Below are 15,843 nucleotides of genomic sequence, written 5' to 3'. Positions count from 1 at the left end.
TGCTCAGGGCGCGGGCGGCCGGCGCTCAGCCGGGGAGAGCAACAGGACCTCCAGGGCCCGTGCGCAGGAGCGGGCCTGCGCCAGGAACCAGTCGGTGCGCGCGTCCGTGATCACGGTCGGTGTGGCCCGGACCGCCAGGGCGAAGCGGGCATGACCGGCGCCGTCCAGGACCGGGACCGCCAGGGTCCGCACCCCGTGGGCCGACTCGCCGTCGTTGAGCGCGTAGGCATCGGACCGCACCTTCGCCAACTCGGCCTCCAGGGCCGCCGGTTCGACGATCGTACGGTCGGTGAACGCGGGCAGCGGAGGCAGCGAGGAGGGCCCGCCCTCACCCGGCCGGGCCCAGGCCAGCAGGACCTTGCCGAGCGCGGTGGAGTGCAGCGGCCTGCGCAGCCCCACCTTCGGCGCGACCGAACCGCCCGCGACGATCACCGCATGGGGGCCGCTGCGCAGCGCCAGGTCGGCGGTGGCGCCGGTGCGCTCGGCGAGATCGGTCAGCTCGGGGGCGGCCAGATGCAGACCGCGCTGGTGGTACGAGAGCCTGCCCAGCTCGGTCACGGCGGGGCCCAGCCGGTAGCGGGACGTACGGGCGTCCTGTTCCAGGAAGCCCGCGCCGAGCAGGGTGCGGGCCAGTCGGTGCGCAGTGGAGACGGAGAGCCCGAGGCGGCGGGCGAGGTCGGAGGCGCTGACATCGGGGCCGTTGTCGTGGAAACAGTGCAGGACGTCCAGGGCGCGCCGTACCGCCTGCGCGCCGCCGGGAGCACGCACTGCCGCGGCCTCGGTCATATCGGTTCACTCTCCGCTCGTGAGGGGATGACGGGGCATGCGATTGCCACATTACGGGAGTTGGGGATCCGGAAAACCGGGTGATGAAACACTGCGTTCACACCCAATCCCACATCATGGGAAGCGAGTTGTGGGGCGGCCTCGGCGCGTGGCAGTCTGCAGCACGTCATCATCGACGAGCAGAAGGGAGCAGTGCCATGGCCGGTCGCCGAACCGTGACCCCCGCCCACGCCGCTCCGGTCCTGCTCGCCCTGACGCTGCGCCGTCACATCGACCTGGCGCGGGTCTCCAGCGCCGCCTGTCGCTGACACCCTCCCTTCCTTCGCGTTCTCCTCATCTCCCTCCGCCGCGTTCCGGCGCGGCCGGGGCCTTCGGCCGTACCCGGTGTCCGCATCCCGGCGTACGCGCCACGACACCCTCCGCTTCGCCGACCCCTCGGGAAGACCCCCATGACGCATGCCGTCCTGCCCCGGACGCTCTGGTTCACCCGCTGTCCCGTCCCCACCGCGACCGGCATCGCCGCCGACCGCCGGTGGCTCACCGAAGAGTTCGCCCCCGACGGCATCACGGTGCGGTCCCTCCAGGACGCCGCGCCCGGCGCCGACCGGGCCGCCCACTTCACCCACGCCCTGCCGGGCCTGTTCCGCGAAGGCGGCAACGTGCCCGCCCTGTGGGCCCGTTCACGCGGGGAGCGGACCCGGCTGATCGGTCTCACCTGGATCGAGGAACGGCAGGCCGTACTCGTCGGTCCCGGCTCCGGGATCCGGGGCGTCGAGGCCCTGCGCGGGCTGCGGCTCGCCGTTCCCGTGCACGACATCGCCATCGACTTCTGGCGGGCCATGGCCCTGCGCGGCTTCGAGGGCGCGCTCGCCGCCGCCGGACTCGCACCGGACGACGCCACGTTCGTCGACGTACCGGCCGCCGGACACCCGGGCCAGTGGGCCGCCGAACTGGCGGCGCTGCGGCGCGGTGACGTCGACGCCGTGTACGTGAAGGGCGCGCTGGCCGTCGAGGCCGCCCGGCGGGAGGGCGCCGAGGTCGCCGTGGAACTCGACGAACTGGCCGACCGCCGGTTCCGGATCAACAACGGCACCCCGCGCCCCATCACCGTCCACCAGCAGCTCCTCGACGACCACCCCGGCCTCGTCGACCGCTTCCTCGCCGTCCTGCTCAGGGCCGCCGACTGGGCCACCGGACAGCCCGCCGAGGTCGCCCGGATCCTCGGCGCCGAGACCGGCGCGGGCGCCGACGGAGTCGCCGGGGCCTACCGGCCGGGCACCCATCTCACCCTCCACCCCGACCTCTCCCCGGACCGCCTGGCCCTGCTCGCCGAGCAGGAGGCCGGGCTGCGCGCCCACGGCTTCCTGCCCGGACCCGTCGACATCACGGCCTGGGCCGACCCCGAGCCGCTGCGCCGCGCCACCGCACTGGCCGCCTCCCGCGTCACCCACCGCGTTCCCGCCCCCTGAGCTGTGAGGACCCCCGACACCATGAACCTGCCCCGACCACTGCGCACGGCCGTCGCCCCCGCGCTTCTCACGGCCACCGCACTCCTCGCCCTCACCGCCTGCGGCTCCTCCGAGGCCGCCGGCGGTGAGGGCGGCGCCAAGGGCACGGTGGACATCCGCATCCCCGACCCCGGCAACTCCGGTGTGCTCGCCCTCGGCAAGAAGGACGGCAGCCTCGACAGGGCGCTCGCCGAGGCCGGCGCCAAGGTGCGCTGGACCGGCAGCGCGGGGCCCTTCGCCCCGGCCGCCCAGGCGATGAACGCCGACCAGCTCGACATCGCGACCGGCTCCATCACCTCCGGCATCACCTCGCTCGCCCAGCGCCCCGGCTTCAAGTTCTTCACCGCGGTCGACCCGGATGCGGCCGGCGAGGGCATCCTCGTCAGGAACGGCTCCCCCATCGCATCGGTCAAGGACCTGGTCGGCAGGAAGGTTGCCGTCAACCAGGGCGGCACCGGCGAGTACCTGCTGCTGAAGGCTCTCGCCAAGGCCGGCATCCCGGCCGGCAAGGTCGATCGGGTCTATCTGCGACCCGACCAGACGGCCGCCGTCTTCAACGCGGGCAAGGTCGACGCCTGGGCCGTCTGGGCGACCTACGCCGTGGCCGAGATCGGCAGCGGCAAGGCGCACTTCGTCGCCGACGGCGCCGCGATCGGCTCCGACAACTACAGCCTCAACGCCGTGCGCACCGGCTTCGCCGAGCAGCACCCCGGGATCGTCAAGGCGCTCTACCAGTACCTCCACGACGCCAGTGCCAAGGAGAAGCAGGACCCGGCCGCGTACCTCAACGTCTTCACGGACGTCGGACCGACCGCCGTCACCGGCAGGGCGAAGGAGGTCCAGACCGGATTCACCCGCAAGGGCGGCACGGTCGACCCCATCGGACCCGAGGACATCAAGCGCTTCGAGGACGTCGCCGGCTTCTACGCCGAGCAGAAGGTCACCACGGACAAGGTCGACGTCGCCGCCCACCTCCTCGACATCGAGAAGCTGAAATGAGCGACACCGGCCTGCACCCGGGCCTCGTCCGGCCCCGCCCCCAGCGGCGCAGGGCCCGCAGCCGGACCTGCTCCGCGACCGTCCGGACCCTCGGCCCCCTCGCCCTCCTGGTCCTGTGGTGGGCGGCGTCCGCCACCGGGCTCCTCACCCCCGACGTCCTGGCATCGCCCGCCGAAGTGCTGCGTGCGGTAGGGGAGTTGTGGAGCAACGGGCAGCTGCCCGACGCGCTCACCACCTCCCTGACCCGTTCCGGGATCGGCCTCCTCATCGGGCTCGCCGCCGGGCTGGTCCTCGGCATCACCACCGGATTCACCCGACTCGGCGACGAACTCCTCGACTCCTCCATCCAGACCCTGCGCACCATCCCGTTCCTCTCCCTGGTACCCCTGTTCATGGTCTGGTTCGGGATCAACGAGACCGCGAAGATCCTCCTCATCGCCGTCGCCACCACCTTCCCGATGTACGTGTCGACATCGAGCGGGGTGCGCAACACCGACCCCAAACTCATCGAGGCCATGCGCAGCTTCGGCATGGGACGGTTCGCCCTCGTGCGCGAGGTCGTCCTGCCCGGCGCCCTGCCGTCGCTGCTCGCCGGGCTGCGGCTCTCCATGACACTCAGCGTCATCGCCCTGATCGCCGCCGAGGAGATCAACGCCACGGCCGGCATCGGCTATCTGATGTCCCAGGCGCAGAGCTACGCCCGCACCGACATCCTCGCCGTCTGCATCCTCGTCTACGGACTGCTCGGACTCACCGCCGACATCGTCGTACGGCTGCTGCAACGCCTGCTGATGCCCTGGCGCATCCCACAGGGAGCCACCCGATGACCGACCGGACCCCCCAGGCAGCGGTACGGGTGCGCGGACTGCGCCGCGTGTTCGGCGACCGCGCCGTCCTCGACGGACTCCGACTCGACATCGCGCGGGGCGAGTTCGTCGCCCTGCTCGGCGCGAGCGGAAGCGGCAAGACGACCCTGCTGCGCATTCTGGGCGCACTCGACGGAGCCGACGGGGGAGAGGTCCTCGTCCCCGAGGCCCGCACCGTCGTCTTCCAGGAACCCCGCCTCGTACCGTCGAAGAAGGTCCTCGCCAATGTGACGGTGGCCCTGCCGCGCGGCCGCTCCGGGCACGGGCTGCGGGCCCTGGCCGAAGTCGGCCTCGAACGGCACGCCGACGCCTGGCCCGCCACCCTCTCCGGCGGCGAGGCGCAGCGCGTCGCCCTCGCCCGCGCCCTGGTCCGCGAACCCGAACTGCTCCTGCTCGACGAGCCGTTCGCCGCACTCGACGCCCTGACCCGGCTCAGGATGCAGGACCTGGTGGGAGAGCTGTGCCGCAAGCACCGGCCCGCCGTCCTCCTGGTCACCCACGACGTGGACGAAGCCGTACGGCTCGCCGACCGGGTCGCCGTCCTGCGCGACGGCCGGCTGATCACCGACGAACCGGTCACCGTCGACCGGCCGCGCGACCCCGGCGACCCCGCCTTCGGAGCCCTGCGCCGCAGGCTCCTCGACGACCTCGGGGTCGAGACGACCCCGCCCCCCGCAAAGTCCCCCGAACGTACCGAAGTCGGAGTGATCTGAATGACCATCACCATCGGTGTGCACAGCAGCAACCCGTCCCTCTACCACCTGTACCACCTCTCCCGGCTCGGCCTCGCCCAGGAGGAGCTGGCCCCGCTCGGCGAGAGCGTCGTCTTCCACCCGTACACCAACGGCGTCCGCACCGGCGAACTCCTCAGCCGGGGCGTCATCGACTTCGGCGGCACCGGCTCCACCCCGCCGGTCACCGCCCAGGCCGCCGGCCACGACATCGTCTACACCGCCGTCTCGGCCCCGCGCCCCGACCACGGCGCGCTGCTCGTCCCCGAGGACAGCCCCGTGCACACGGTCGCCGACCTCAAGGGCACCACCGTCCACCTCGCGATCGGCTCCTGGCAGACCCACCTGATCGCCAAGGCGCTCGACGACGCCGGGCTCTCCTACGCCGACGACATCACCGCCGTCCGCAGCGACGACACCAGCGAGGAACTGCTGCGCACCGGTGCCATCGCCGCCTGGGTGGCCCAGGGCGCCCAGCTCGCCGCGGCCCGCCGCACCGGCGGTCTGCGCACCCTGGTCCGCACCGGCGACATCATCACCGACCGCTCCGTCTTCTTCGCCCGCCGCGACCTCGCCGAGAGCCGCCCCGAGGTGATCGAGGCACTCACCCGCGCCCTCCGGCGCGCCGACGACTGGGCGGCGGCCAACCCCCGCCGGGCGGCCGAGATCGCCGCCGCCGACCTCGGCGGATCCGCCGACGACTGGGAGACCGCGCTGCGCGCCCTGCCCTGGAAGATCGAGCCCGTCACCGAAGCCTTCATCGCCGAACAACAGGAGGCGGCCGACATCTTCCACCGCACCGGCTTCATCGACCGCCCGGTCACCGTCGCCCACGCCCTGGCCGGTGCCGGCACGGACAAGGCGGCGTGACGACATGGCGACCGAAGTCCTCTGGTACATCATCCCGCGCGAAGGCGCCTATCCCTGGGAGCCCGAGGGACGGCGCCCGGTCGACCTCGGCTACCTCGCCCAGCTCGCGGGCACGGTCGAACGCCTCGGCTACAGCGGTGCGTTGCTCGCCACCGACCTGTACGACGTCTGGCCGCTCGGCAGCGCGCTGGCGGCCTCCACCAGCACCCGGTTCAAACCCCTGCTGGCCGTCCACCCCGGTCTGATCCCGCCCACCCTGCTGGCCAAGATGGCCCTCAGCTTCGACCACCTCTTCGGCGGCCGGCTCCGCTTCAACGTCGTCAACGGCTCGACGAAGTCGCTCCAGGAGTACGGACTCCACGTGGAGCACGACGAGCGGTACGAGCTGAGCGCCGAGTACTGGTCGATCGTGAAGCGGCTGACCGCCGGTGAGGTCTTCGACCACAAGGGCCGCTTCTACGACCTGAAGAACGCGGGCGCGTCCTTCAGGGAACTGAAACCGGTCCAGGAATCGCACATCCCGCTCTGGTTCGGCGGCTCGTCGGACCCCGGGATCGAGATGGCGGCCGAGCACGTCGACGTCTTCCTGACCTGGGGTGAGCCCCCGCACCTGCTCAAGGAGAAGCTGGACCGGGTCAGGGCGCGGGCCGCCGCGTACGGCCGTACGCTCAGGATCGGGCTCCGTCTCCACCTCATCGTCCGCGACACGGAGGACGAGGCCTGGGCGGCGGCCGACCGGCTCCTCGACGTGACGAGCGACGCGACGTACGCCCGGCAGCTCGGCGACCGGGCGGGGGAGGACGGCGTGGGCTGGCAGCGCCAGTTCCGCCAGCACGGCGGCAAGGTCCCCGCGCACGCCCGGGAGCTGGAGGCGCACCCCAACATGTGGCCGGGCATGAGCCTGTTCCGCCCGGGGCCCGGCACGGCGGTCGTCGGCTCGACGGCCCAGGTCGTCGAGCGCCTCGGGGAGTTCCAGGACCTGGGCGTCGACACCTTCATCCTCTCCGGCAACCCGCTGCTGGAGGAGGCCTACCGGGTGGCGGAGACGGTGCTTCCGGCGCTGGGGATCACCCGCTGACCCGACCGGGAGCGGGAGCGGGGGGCGCCTGTGCGCATGGGCCGTTCCGGTGGTCGTGGGAGATTATCCACGGGGTCGATACCGGTACGCGATGCAACGGCGAGAATTCGCCATCCGCAGGCCGCCTCCGTACGGAGTAGGGCAACGCGGCCCGTGCCCCGGGTGCGGGCTGCGGTCGCCGGTGCCCGGTGCGAGACTCGGAACGTCGGGAAGGACTCCCGCAGCCCGGAGCACGGGCATCGTCGAAGGAGCCGGCCATGCTCACCACGCGTCATGTCGACGGAGCACCCAACTGGACCGATCTGGGCACACCCGATCTCGACTGGGCCGTCGAGTTCTACACCGGCCTCTTCGGCTGGGAGTACGTGGCCGGGGGCCCGGAGACCGGCGGCTACGGCATGTTCACGCTGGACGGGAAGACGGTCGCCGGCGCGATGACGGTCACCGAGGAGCAGGCGGAGCCGTCCTGGTCGGTCTATTTCCGGTCGGCGGACGCCGACGCCACGGCGCGGGCGGTCGAGCAGGCCGGCGGTACCGTGCCGTTCGCCCCGATGGATGTCCTGGATCTCGGCAGGATGGCCGGGTTCAAGGACCGGGCGGGGGCCTTCTTCGGCGTCTGGCAGCCGAAGGAGAACCCGGGCCTGGGCGCCGTGGGCGTCCCGCGCAGTCTGTGCTGGGCCGAGCTGTACACCCCGGACGTCCCCGCGGCCGCCGCGTTCTACGACGCGGTCTTCGGCTGGGAGACCGCCCATGCACCGTTCCCCGGCGGCGGCGGGTCGTACACGGTGATCCGGACCAGGGGCGGCGGTGCGGAGGCGGACTTCGGCGGCTTCGTACCGCTCAACGCGGTGGCGACCCGAGCGGTGGCCGGACCGCACTGGCTGCCGTACTTCGAGGTCGACGACTGCGACGCGGCAGTGGCGGACGTGGAACGGCTGGGGGGCAAACTGACCCTGGAACCGATGGAGATGGAAGGTGTGGGAAAGTTCGCCGATGTCGCCGATCCGGCCGGGGCGGAGTTCGCCCTGATCAAGAGTGCGCAGGCGCCGCAGAGCTGACCGGAAGTCATCGGCGCGCCGCATTGATGAGGCGTTGATCAGTCGTTTATCGCGACCGGGCACTGTGGACCGCATGCTGATCAACACCGCGGCCGACCCCGCATTCGCCTGGCAGGAGACAGCGCTGTGCGCCCAGGCGGGGCCCGAGTTCTTCTTTCCCGCCCCCGGCAGCTCCACCCGTGAGGCCAAGCAGCTCTGCAACGCCTGCGAGGGGCGCGAGGCCTGCCTGGAGTACGCCCTCGCCAACGACGAGCGCTTCGGCGTATGGGGCGGACTCTCCGAGAAGGAGCGGGAACGGCTGCGCAGAACCGGCCGCGCATAGGGTCGTCCGTTCGGATCCGGACCGATCCGAACAAAAGACCCAGGTTTTAACATTCCCCGCGTATGCAACAATTCGGCACTCCGTGCAATCGTTGCGGTGTCCGCTTCGACCACCGAGCGGTCCGAGTCGAGCGAGTACGACTACATCGTCGTCGGGGCAGGATCGGCCGGCTGCGTCCTCGCCGCGAGACCCTCCGAGGACCCGACGGCCCGCGTCGCTCATCGAGTCGGGCGGGCGCGACCGCGAGCCGGCCGCGACGTGACGCGGGGGCCGTATCCGGACACGCTCGCCGGCCTGGGACGATGTCCGTATGAATGATCACGACCGGGACAGCATGCTCGCGGCGGCCGTGCGGCTGCGCACCGAAGGCCACCAGGAAGAGGCCCGGCAGCGACTGCTGTCCCTCTCCGCCGACTTCCCCGTGGACGCGGAGGTTGCCTATCAGACGGCCTGGGCGCACGATGTGCTCGGTCTGGAGGCCGAGGCGGTGCCGTTCTACGAACGCTGCCTGGCCGGGACCGGGCTGTCCGAGGAGGACCGCAGGGGCGCGCTGCTCGGCCTGGGGAGCACGTACCGGGTGCTCGGGCAGTACGAGAAGGCCGTCGAGGTCCTGCGCGGCGGTGCCGAGCAGTTCCCCGACGACGGGGCGCTGCGGACGTTCCTCGCCATGGCCCTCTTCAACACCGGTGAGCACCACGAAGCCATGCGGTTGCTGCTGGAACTGCTCGCGGCCGGCAGCACGGACCCGTATGTGCGCCGGTACCGGGCAGCGATCGAGCACTATGCGCGGGACCTGCACGAAACCGTGTGAGACCGGTGCGGGACATCGGCCGACGGCCGCCGGACAGGGGCACGCGGCGGTGCCCGTCCGGCGGACGGCAGCCGACGTCCTCCGGGACCGTCAGGCGCCGGCGCGCGCGGCCATGCGCGCCTTGCGGGCCGCCAGCTTCTCGTCGAACTTCGACGCCTCGCTGTCCAGGCCGCCCATGTACAGGCCCAGCTCCTCCTGCGCCTTCAGGCCGTCGGGGCCCAGGCCGTCGATGGAGAGGATCTTCAGGTAGCGCAGCACGGGCTGGATCACGTCGTCGTGGTGGATGCGCATGTTGTAGATCTCGCCGATCGCCATCTGTGCGGCGGCCCGCTCGAAGCCCGGCATGCCGTGTCCGGGCATCCGGAAGTTGACGACGACGTCGCGCACGGCCTGCATCGTCAGGTCCGGGGCGAGCTCGAAGGCCGCACCGAGGAGATTGCGGTAGAAGACCATGTGCAGGTTCTCGTCGGTCGCGATCCGCGCCAGCATGCGGTCGCAGACCGGGTCGCCCGACTGGTGGCCGGTGTTGCGGTGCGAGACGCGGGTGGCCAGCTCCTGGAACGCGACGTACGCCACCGAGTGCAGCATCGAGTGGCGGTTGTCCGACTCGAAGCCCTCCGCCATGTGCGCCATGCGGAACTGCTCCAGCTTGTCCGGGTCGACCGCCCGTGAGGTGAGCAGATAGTCACGCATCACGATGCCGTGCCGGCCCTCCTCGGCCGTCCAGCGGTGCACCCAGGTGCCCCAGGCGCCGTCGCGGCCGAAGAGGGAGGCGATCTCGTGGTGGTAGCTGGGGAGGTTGTCCTCGGTCAGCAGATTCACCACCAGCGCGATCTTGCCGATGTCGGTGACCTTGGACTGGTCGGCCTGCCAGGCCTCACCGTCCTCGAAGACGCCGGGGAAGTTCCGTCCGTCGGAGAACGGCACGTACTCGTGGGGCATCCAGTCCTTGGCGACCTTGAGATGGCGGTTGAGCTCCTTCTCCACCACCTCTTCCAGGGCGTACAGCAGCTGGGCGTCGGTCCACGCCTTCGGGCTGCCGAGGTGGGGAGCGGTGATCGTCACGGGGAACTCCTGGGGACGGGAGAATTACCTACGGATACGTAGGTTACGAGACCGTAGGTTAAAGCGGCGGTAAGCCCACCGCCAAGCCCGGCCTCCCGATGCCCGGTTACGTAACGTTATGTACGCAGGTCCCGGGGTGGACGCGGGTCGGTGAGCGGCGCCGGCGGATCGCCGGAACCGGAACCGGAACCGGAACCGGCCGGCCCCCGGCCGTCAGGCGCTCTGAGCTGTCGGCGTACTCGGAGCACATGCTTGCGGGGGCACGGGCACGGTCGGGCCGCGCGGTCAGAGCAGGTGGTCCGCCGCGCCGGACTTCACCGCGGAGATCAGCGCCCGAAGCGCCTCCACGGAGTCGCTGATGTAGGCGGTGGTGTCCGTGGTGGAGCCGATGTACGCCCTGCCCTGGTCGTCGAGTCCGAAGCGGAAGCAGTTGGCGCCCTCGCTGCAGAAGGCTTCGTCCCAGCAGATGTCGGTCATGGTCACTCCTCAGAGGTCCTGGGCTATGGATCGGATGAAGTCGCGCGATTCCCCGACGGGCAGTGCGAGTGTGCGCAGGCGCTCCAACAGGCCGCGGTAGCGGCGCAGTTGCATGTCGGAGTCCAGCAGCATCGAACCATGCGAGGAATCGAGTTGTACGGTGTCGAGCTGCGGCACCGCGGCGCCCGCATAGGTGAACGACTGTCCGGCGCCCGGGAAACCGCCGGCCGCGAACGGAATCACCCGGACGGTGATCCGGTCCCGCTCGGACTGCTCGACGATGTGGTCCAGTTGGGCCCTCGCCACCTTCGGGCCGCCGAACTGCATGCGCAGCGCCGCCTCGTGGACCACCGACTCGTACATCGGCGGAAGGTCTCGTTCCAGCACCTCCTGACGGCGCAGCCGCAGTGACAGCCGGGCCATCAGATCGGGTCCGGGCAGTTGGGGATCGGCGGTGTCGAAGACCGCCCGCGCATGCTGCTCGGTCTGCAGCAGGCCGGGGATGTGTGTGGTGGTGGAGGTGATCAACTCCACTGCGTGGTATTCGAGTTCGGCGATGTCGAGCAGTCCCGGCAGCAGCATTCCGCGATGCTCCTCCCACCAGCCCCTGGCGCGTTCCTGGGCCATCGCGGCGAGCAGGTCGACCAGTCCGGTGTCCGGGCACCCGTAGTTGAAGGCGAGGGTGCGGACCCGCTCGGCGCTGATGCCGAACCGTCCCGATTCGATGTTCGGGATGCGGGTGCGGTCGACGCCGAGCAGCGCGGCGGCCTGCTGTACGGGCATACCCGACTGCTCGCGCAGTTTGCGTAGTTCGTGCCCGAGTCGCTGCTGGCGGGCGGTCGGGGTGCTTCTGGGCGGCAAGGCGTAATTCCTTCCAGGGAGGGGGAACGAAATGACCGGAACCGCACAAGTAGTAGCACCGTGCTCCATGGTGCGCTACGGTCGGTAGCGCAAGTCTCACACGGGGCGACCGCGCCTATGTGTGATCGTCACCACAATTACCGAAATGTGAGCATCTTGATGAAAGGCGCACTGCGTTGTCTTCCGGCCGTGGCATCTGCCGGACCCCGCCCGCCGTCCGCCGGGCCCCACCCGCCGGTGGCCGGCAATCTGAGTTATTCGTTCGCACTGCCCGGCGGCGCCTTCTGTGCCGGTCTCGCACGCGGTGCCGTGGGTGACCTCCTCACCCGGCACGGTCTCGCGGAGCTCCGTGAGACAGCCGTACTCGCCGCCTCCGAACTGGTCGCGACCGCCTACCGGTTCACCCCGGACCGGGAGATGCTGCTGCGGGTGCACTGGCAGTTCGACGCGCTCCGCATCACCCTCTACGACCAGCATCCCTCCCACGGCTCGGCCGCGAAGTCGGAGGAATGCCGGGAGCGCCGCAGCGACAGCATGTGGCTGCTGGCCGCCGCGGTCGACGCGCACGGCGGGGACTGGGGGCTGGCGCCCGCGCTGACTCAGTCCGGCGGCTGCAAGGCCTGGGCCTTACTGCACAGGTGAACACTCCGCACCGCCCGCTCGCCCCGGAACCTCCTGCCGCCCCTCCGACGGCGCCGGCCCGTCGGACGCGAGGTCAGCAGGGGCCGCCGAGCAGCTCGGTCAGACCGCGGTCGAGATCCAGGAACCGGTGCTCGTCGCCGACCGGCACCATTTCCTGCGCCCGCTCCAGGAAGCGGCGCAACTCCGCCGTGCGGACGTGCACCATCGCGATTCCCTCGGCGGCATGGAACTCCAGGACCGTACGGTCGTAGCCGAACGGCCTGACGCGTACGTCCCCCGCACCGGCCGCCCCGTCCATCCCCGCCGCCAGCAGCTCGCGGGAGAACTCCCAGGCGACCTCGGTGCCCTCCAGGGTCGCAGGGGCCGGAAACGCCATGCGAACGGCGAACGGATCCTTCGGGTCGTACTGCAAAGTGGCGGGAAGGGTCTCCATCCGCGGCGCGGATGCGACCATGCGGGCCTGCACGGACTGCTGGATGACGGTGAACAAGACCTGCTCCCTTTCTCGGCCAGATGAACGGTTCCCGGCACTGATACAGACGACGGAAGTCCCTCATCCGTGCACCGGAGGGTGGCGTGAGCTGTATCACCGCACCCCTCGCGCGGCCGCTTTCCGGCGGCGCACCCTGGACTGGGCACAACGCGTGGGCTAGCTTCCAGCGCCATGAGGGTCAAGGGGAAGACGAGACGACTGATGTCATGGGGGCTCTGTGTGGCGGCGCTGACCGCGGCACTGGCCACACCGGCAGCCGCGGCCGCGCCGTGGGACCGGCACCGGCCCGGCGAACAGCCGGCCTGGACGCTCACCGACACCGGAACCGACGCCCGCTTCCGCGGACTTGCCGCCGTCAGCCGTCGCACCGCCTGGGTCGCGGGCTCCGGGGGCACGGTGCTGCGCACGTCCGACGGCGGCCGGCACTGGCGCGACGTGTCACCGCCCGGTGCGGCCGGGGAGGTGCTGGAGTTCCGCGACATCGAGGCCTTCGACGCCCGGCGCGCGGTGGCACTGGCCATCGGTGAGGGCGAGGCCTCCCGGGTGTTCCGCACGGAAGACGGGGGAGCGACCTGGACGGATTCGTTCCGTAACACCGACGCGCGCGCCTTCTACGACTGCCTCACCTTCTTCGACAGCCGGCACGGACTGGCGATGAGCGATCCCGTGGACGGGAAGTACCGCATCCTGTCCACCGCGGACGGCGGCCGTAGCTGGCGGGTGCTGCCCACCGAGGGCATGCCGCGGGCGCAGACCGGTGAGGCCGGATTCGCGGCCAGCGGCCAGTGCCTGGTCTCGTCGGGCCCCCGGGACGTCTGGCTGGCGACCGGCGGCGCCGCCGCCGCACGGGTGCTGCACTCCGCCGACCGGGGGCTGACCTGGACCGCGGCCGGATCGACGATCCCGGCCGGCGACCCGGCCCGCGGCGTCTTCGGCCTGGCCTTCCGGGACCGCCACCACGGCATCGCGGTCGGCGGCGACTACCGGGCCGGAGAGCCGTCGCCGGACGCCGCGGCCGTGACCGGCGACGGCGGCCGCACCTGGCGGCAGGCCGCCGCCCCGCCGACCGCCTACCGCTCGGGTGTGGCCTGGCTGCCGCACAGCAGGTCCGGCGCGCTGGCGGTCGGCCCGACCGGCACCGACCTCACGACGGACGGCGGCCGAACCTGGCGCACGGTGGACACCGGGTCGTACGACACCGTCGACTGCACACCGGACGGCGGCTGCTGGGCCGCGGGCGAGAAGGGACGAGTGGCGCACGCGGGGCGCTGAGCCTGTTGCGCACGTCCCCGGCCCGCCCGGGGGCGTGCGACGCGGGCGGGGTGCTCTCCGCTACCCGGGCAACTGCTGGCGGTACGGCGCGAGTTCGTCCGCGGTCTTCGTCGCGATGAACTCGGTGATCCGGTACGCGCACACGCCCTGTGCCGTGAACGGGTCCTCCGCGACGATCGTCTCGATCCGCGCGCGGTCGTCCCCGACGGCCAGGATCACCCCGCCGTCGCGCGGATTCTTGCGGCCCGACGCGATGAACACCCCGGCCGCGTACTGCGTGTCCAGCCAGGCGACATGGTCCTTCAGCAGTGCGTCCACGCGCTCGACGGGTGCGGTGTAGGTCAACTCCAGTACGAACATGATCGCCAGGCTACGGGACGGGGCACGGCGCACTCCGGGCCCCGTCCCGCCGGCGGTCCCGCCGCCGAACCGGCCGCCGGACGCGCAGCCCGTAGACTCGGCGGCACCATGACAAACCTTCCGATGCCCGCCGACGAGGAAGAAGCGCGAGCCGTCCAGGACACCCTGCGCGCCCGCGTGGTGCTCGACGAACCCGGCCCGCCGCCCGGCACCGGCCGGGTCACGGGGGTCGACGTCGCCTACGACGACGAGCGCGACGTCGTCGTCGCGGCAGCGGTCGTCCTCGACGCGGCGACGCTCGACGTGGTCGCCGAGACCACCGCCGTCGGCCGGGTCACCTTCCCGTACATCCCCGGCCTCCTCGCCTTCCGGGAGATCCCGACCGTGCTGGCCGCGCTCGAATCCCTGCCGGTCGACCCCGGACTCGTGATCTGTGACGGATACGGCCGGGCGCACCCGCGCCGCTTCGGACTCGCCAGCCACCTCGGGGTGCTCACCGGTCTCCCGGTGATCGGCGTCGCCAAGAACCCGTTCACCTTCTCGTACGAACAACCGGGCCCCCACCGCGGCGACCGGTCGCCGCTGCTCGACGGCGAAGAGGAAGTGGGCCGCGCGCTGCGCACCCAGGACGGCGTCAAACCCGTCTTCGTCTCCGTCGGGCACCGGACGGACCTGGACAACGCCTGCGCCCACACCCTGCTGCTGGCCCGTGACTTCCGTCAGCCGGAAACCACCCGCAGGGCCGACTCGCTCTGCCGGCAGGCCCTGCGGGAGGCGACCGCCTGAGTACGCGTACGGATACCGTTTGCCGATCATGACGGGCAAGCTGGTACACATGAACGAACATCGAACGTCCACGAGACCCGGCACCGTCTATCTCGCTCAGCGCCGGGTCGCGGTGGGGATGACCCTCGGCATGGTCGCGGGAGCGGTCTGGGCCGTCTCGATGATCTGCACGCTGGTGTCCTGGGCGCTCTGAGCCCGCAGGACGCAGCCGCCCCCGCCGTCACGGCTACTTGTGCTGGTCCGGCCCCTGGGCGTTGAGCAGTGCGCGCCAGGTGCCCTCATCCCCGATGCCCGTCACCGGCAGATTCCGGGACTCCTGGAACTCCTTCAGCGATCGCATGGTCGCGAGGGTGTACCTACCGGTGCTGTCGGTCGGCACCCCGGCGTGGTGCAGCAGGTACTGCACCGCCGTGACGGCGTCGGGCTTCGTCGTGCGTGAGTCGACCGTGATGATCAGCAACGGCCAGGTGTCCTTTCCGACCTTGCCGTCCGGGGTCAGGCCGTGGGCGGACTGGAACTTCTTCACGGCCTCCGCCGTGGCCGGACCGTAGTCGGCGTCGACCTTCACGTCGAAGCCGTTCGCCCGCAGCAGCAATTGCACCGTACGCGCCTTCCAGAGCACATTGCCCTTGCGGGCCAAGGGCCATTCCGTGCCCTCCGACGGCCGGTCCGACACGTTCGCCGTGGCCTTGGCATCGCTCTGCCCCGCGGTCGGGACCACCCACCACGCGATGCAGCCGAGCGCGAGGAGGAGAAGCGACGCGACGGCCAGGGCCGGGAACTTGACGGGGGAGCGGTCCCACCAGCGGGGGGCCGCACCGCGACCGTCGGCCGGCCCGGCGGGAGCGGGCGCCGGGC

At 71.4% G+C, this 15,843-nt stretch carries 21 protein-coding genes; 14 read left to right on the top strand and 7 right to left on the bottom strand.

Translation table 11 applies throughout. The features are described from left to right. Nucleotides 1–3: 3 nt before the first annotated feature. Entirely contained in the window at nucleotides 4–786 is a 783-nt protein-coding gene (locus tag ACFV8T_RS27125; RefSeq protein WP_385332247.1) for an IclR family transcriptional regulator, read from the bottom strand. 197 nt (nucleotides 787–983) lie between these two features. Between ACFV8T_RS27125 and ACFV8T_RS27120 the strand changes: the two genes are divergently transcribed. The 10 genes from ACFV8T_RS27120 to ACFV8T_RS27075 all read left to right on the top strand — a co-directional run bounded on the left by ACFV8T_RS27120 (nucleotide 984) and on the right by ACFV8T_RS27075 (nucleotide 9,029). Then, on the top strand, nucleotides 984–1,094 hold the full coding sequence (locus ACFV8T_RS27120) for a putative leader peptide (RefSeq protein ID WP_383967782.1): 111 nt from the start codon (nucleotides 984–986) through the stop codon (nucleotides 1,092–1,094). Nucleotides 1,095–1,235: 141 nt separating this feature from the next. Next, entirely contained in the window at nucleotides 1,236–2,255 is a 1,020-nt protein-coding gene (locus tag ACFV8T_RS27115) for an ABC transporter substrate-binding protein (protein WP_385332245.1), read from the top strand. Nucleotides 2,256–2,276: 21 nt separating this feature from the next. Next, complete coding sequence (locus tag ACFV8T_RS27110) at nucleotides 2,277–3,293, top strand: NrtA/SsuA/CpmA family ABC transporter substrate-binding protein (protein WP_385332242.1); 1,017 nt, start codon at nucleotides 2,277–2,279, stop codon at nucleotides 3,291–3,293. Beyond that, entirely contained in the window at nucleotides 3,290–4,120 is an 831-nt protein-coding gene (locus tag ACFV8T_RS27105; RefSeq protein ID WP_385332239.1) for an ABC transporter permease, read from the top strand. Before ACFV8T_RS27110 ends, ACFV8T_RS27105 begins: the two co-directional genes overlap by 4 nt. Further along, nucleotides 4,117–4,872, top strand: coding sequence for an ABC transporter ATP-binding protein (locus ACFV8T_RS27100; RefSeq protein ID WP_385332237.1), 756 nt, complete (start codon nucleotides 4,117–4,119; stop codon nucleotides 4,870–4,872). The genes ACFV8T_RS27105 and ACFV8T_RS27100 overlap by 4 nt, the downstream gene beginning before the upstream one ends. Continuing rightward, the gene (locus ACFV8T_RS27095; RefSeq protein WP_385332234.1) at nucleotides 4,873–5,760 is read left to right on the top strand and encodes an ABC transporter substrate-binding protein; all 888 of its coding nucleotides are present in this window, start codon (nucleotides 4,873–4,875) and stop codon (nucleotides 5,758–5,760) included. Between the two features lie 4 nt (nucleotides 5,761–5,764). Beyond that, nucleotides 5,765–6,838 carry an LLM class flavin-dependent oxidoreductase gene (locus ACFV8T_RS27090; protein WP_385332232.1) on the top strand — a complete coding sequence of 358 codons (1,074 nt, stop codon included), beginning with the start codon at nucleotides 5,765–5,767 and terminating at the stop codon, nucleotides 6,836–6,838. A gap of 257 nt (nucleotides 6,839–7,095) precedes the next feature. After that, nucleotides 7,096–7,896 (top strand): VOC family protein, encoded by an 801-nt coding sequence (locus ACFV8T_RS27085; protein ID WP_385332229.1) that lies wholly within the window; start codon nucleotides 7,096–7,098, stop codon nucleotides 7,894–7,896. 73 nt (nucleotides 7,897–7,969) lie between these two features. Then, nucleotides 7,970–8,218 carry a WhiB family transcriptional regulator gene (locus tag ACFV8T_RS27080; protein ID WP_266429650.1) on the top strand — a complete coding sequence of 83 codons (249 nt, stop codon included), beginning with the start codon at nucleotides 7,970–7,972 and terminating at the stop codon, nucleotides 8,216–8,218. Nucleotides 8,219–8,528: 310 nt separating this feature from the next. After that, entirely contained in the window at nucleotides 8,529–9,029 is a 501-nt protein-coding gene (locus ACFV8T_RS27075; RefSeq protein WP_385332227.1) for a tetratricopeptide repeat protein, read from the top strand. Nucleotides 9,030–9,119: 90 nt separating this feature from the next. Here ACFV8T_RS27075 and ACFV8T_RS27070 read toward each other — a convergent pair whose 3' ends face one another. From ACFV8T_RS27070 to ACFV8T_RS27060, 3 genes are all read right to left on the bottom strand, one after another. Beyond that, complete coding sequence (locus ACFV8T_RS27070; RefSeq protein ID WP_385332224.1) at nucleotides 9,120–10,094, bottom strand: acyl-ACP desaturase; 975 nt, start codon at nucleotides 10,092–10,094, stop codon at nucleotides 9,120–9,122. 285 nt (nucleotides 10,095–10,379) lie between these two features. Then, nucleotides 10,380–10,571 carry a hypothetical protein gene (locus ACFV8T_RS27065; RefSeq protein ID WP_385332221.1) on the bottom strand — a complete coding sequence of 64 codons (192 nt, stop codon included), beginning with the start codon at nucleotides 10,569–10,571 and terminating at the stop codon, nucleotides 10,380–10,382. Nucleotides 10,572–10,580: 9 nt separating this feature from the next. Next, a complete protein-coding gene (locus ACFV8T_RS27060) occupies nucleotides 10,581–11,432 on the bottom strand; it encodes a helix-turn-helix transcriptional regulator (protein ID WP_385332219.1) in 852 nt (283 codons plus the stop codon). Between the two features lie 189 nt (nucleotides 11,433–11,621). Between ACFV8T_RS27060 and ACFV8T_RS27055 the strand changes: the two genes are divergently transcribed. After that, the gene (locus tag ACFV8T_RS27055) at nucleotides 11,622–12,074 is read left to right on the top strand and encodes an ATP-binding protein (protein ID WP_385332217.1); all 453 of its coding nucleotides are present in this window, start codon (nucleotides 11,622–11,624) and stop codon (nucleotides 12,072–12,074) included. A gap of 73 nt (nucleotides 12,075–12,147) precedes the next feature. Here ACFV8T_RS27055 and ACFV8T_RS27050 read toward each other — a convergent pair whose 3' ends face one another. Beyond that, nucleotides 12,148–12,564 carry an SsgA family sporulation/cell division regulator gene (locus ACFV8T_RS27050; protein WP_266429666.1) on the bottom strand — a complete coding sequence of 139 codons (417 nt, stop codon included), beginning with the start codon at nucleotides 12,562–12,564 and terminating at the stop codon, nucleotides 12,148–12,150. Between the two features lie 174 nt (nucleotides 12,565–12,738). On the opposite strand from ACFV8T_RS27050, the gene ACFV8T_RS27045 reads away from it, so the two are divergent. Next, nucleotides 12,739–13,839 (top strand): WD40/YVTN/BNR-like repeat-containing protein, encoded by a 1,101-nt coding sequence (locus tag ACFV8T_RS27045; RefSeq protein WP_385332215.1) that lies wholly within the window; start codon nucleotides 12,739–12,741, stop codon nucleotides 13,837–13,839. A gap of 60 nt (nucleotides 13,840–13,899) precedes the next feature. On the opposite strand, the gene ACFV8T_RS27040 is transcribed toward ACFV8T_RS27045, so the two are convergent. Beyond that, nucleotides 13,900–14,199, bottom strand: a complete 300-nt coding sequence (locus tag ACFV8T_RS27040; protein WP_385332212.1) for a YciI family protein — start codon at nucleotides 14,197–14,199, stop codon at nucleotides 13,900–13,902. A 108-nt stretch (nucleotides 14,200–14,307) separates the two neighbouring features. Between ACFV8T_RS27040 and ACFV8T_RS27035 the strand changes: the two genes are divergently transcribed. Together ACFV8T_RS27035 and mmpA are read left to right on the top strand one after the other, a co-directional pair. Next, nucleotides 14,308–14,985, top strand: a complete 678-nt coding sequence (locus tag ACFV8T_RS27035) for an endonuclease V (protein WP_385332210.1) — start codon at nucleotides 14,308–14,310, stop codon at nucleotides 14,983–14,985. 49 nt (nucleotides 14,986–15,034) lie between these two features. Then, a complete protein-coding gene (gene mmpA / locus ACFV8T_RS27030; RefSeq protein ID WP_266429678.1) occupies nucleotides 15,035–15,178 on the top strand; it encodes a morphogenic membrane protein MmpA in 144 nt (47 codons plus the stop codon). Between the two features lie 33 nt (nucleotides 15,179–15,211). On the opposite strand, the gene ACFV8T_RS27025 is transcribed toward mmpA, so the two are convergent. Then, the coding region (locus ACFV8T_RS27025; protein ID WP_385332207.1) for a peptidoglycan-binding protein at nucleotides 15,212–15,843 on the bottom strand (632 nt) is incomplete at its 5' end.

The sequence above is a fragment of the Streptomyces sp. NPDC059832 genome (assembly GCF_042731715.1).
In the GTDB taxonomy this organism is placed as follows: domain Bacteria; phylum Actinomycetota; class Actinomycetes; order Streptomycetales; family Streptomycetaceae; genus Streptomyces.
Note: the sequence above shows the minus strand (reverse complement) of the source record. Positions and strands in the feature narration are given on the sequence as shown.

Coding starts and splice junctions, on each gene's coding strand:
- ACFV8T_RS27105 (WP_385332239.1), top strand. CDS start 3,290: ATGAGCGACACCGGCCTGCACCCGGGCCTCGTCCGGCCCCGCCCCCAG.
- mmpA (WP_266429678.1), top strand. CDS start 15,035: ATGAACGAACATCGAACGTCCACGAGACCCGGCACCGTCTATCTCGCT.
- ACFV8T_RS27065 (WP_385332221.1), bottom strand. CDS start 10,571: ATGACCGACATCTGCTGGGACGAAGCCTTCTGCAGCGAGGGCGCCAAC.
- ACFV8T_RS27040 (WP_385332212.1), bottom strand. CDS start 14,199: ATGTTCGTACTGGAGTTGACCTACACCGCACCCGTCGAGCGCGTGGAC.
- ACFV8T_RS27080 (WP_266429650.1), top strand. CDS start 7,970: ATGCTGATCAACACCGCGGCCGACCCCGCATTCGCCTGGCAGGAGACA.
- ACFV8T_RS27120 (WP_383967782.1), top strand. CDS start 984: ATGGCCGGTCGCCGAACCGTGACCCCCGCCCACGCCGCTCCGGTCCTG.
- ACFV8T_RS27100 (WP_385332237.1), top strand. CDS start 4,117: ATGACCGACCGGACCCCCCAGGCAGCGGTACGGGTGCGCGGACTGCGC.
- ACFV8T_RS27045 (WP_385332215.1), top strand. CDS start 12,739: ATGAGGGTCAAGGGGAAGACGAGACGACTGATGTCATGGGGGCTCTGT.
- ACFV8T_RS27090 (WP_385332232.1), top strand. CDS start 5,765: ATGGCGACCGAAGTCCTCTGGTACATCATCCCGCGCGAAGGCGCCTAT.
- ACFV8T_RS27075 (WP_385332227.1), top strand. CDS start 8,529: ATGAATGATCACGACCGGGACAGCATGCTCGCGGCGGCCGTGCGGCTG.
- ACFV8T_RS27035 (WP_385332210.1), top strand. CDS start 14,308: ATGACAAACCTTCCGATGCCCGCCGACGAGGAAGAAGCGCGAGCCGTC.
- ACFV8T_RS27115 (WP_385332245.1), top strand. CDS start 1,236: ATGACGCATGCCGTCCTGCCCCGGACGCTCTGGTTCACCCGCTGTCCC.
- ACFV8T_RS27125 (WP_385332247.1), bottom strand. CDS start 786: ATGACCGAGGCCGCGGCAGTGCGTGCTCCCGGCGGCGCGCAGGCGGTA.
- ACFV8T_RS27095 (WP_385332234.1), top strand. CDS start 4,873: ATGACCATCACCATCGGTGTGCACAGCAGCAACCCGTCCCTCTACCAC.
- ACFV8T_RS27085 (WP_385332229.1), top strand. CDS start 7,096: ATGCTCACCACGCGTCATGTCGACGGAGCACCCAACTGGACCGATCTG.
- ACFV8T_RS27110 (WP_385332242.1), top strand. CDS start 2,277: ATGAACCTGCCCCGACCACTGCGCACGGCCGTCGCCCCCGCGCTTCTC.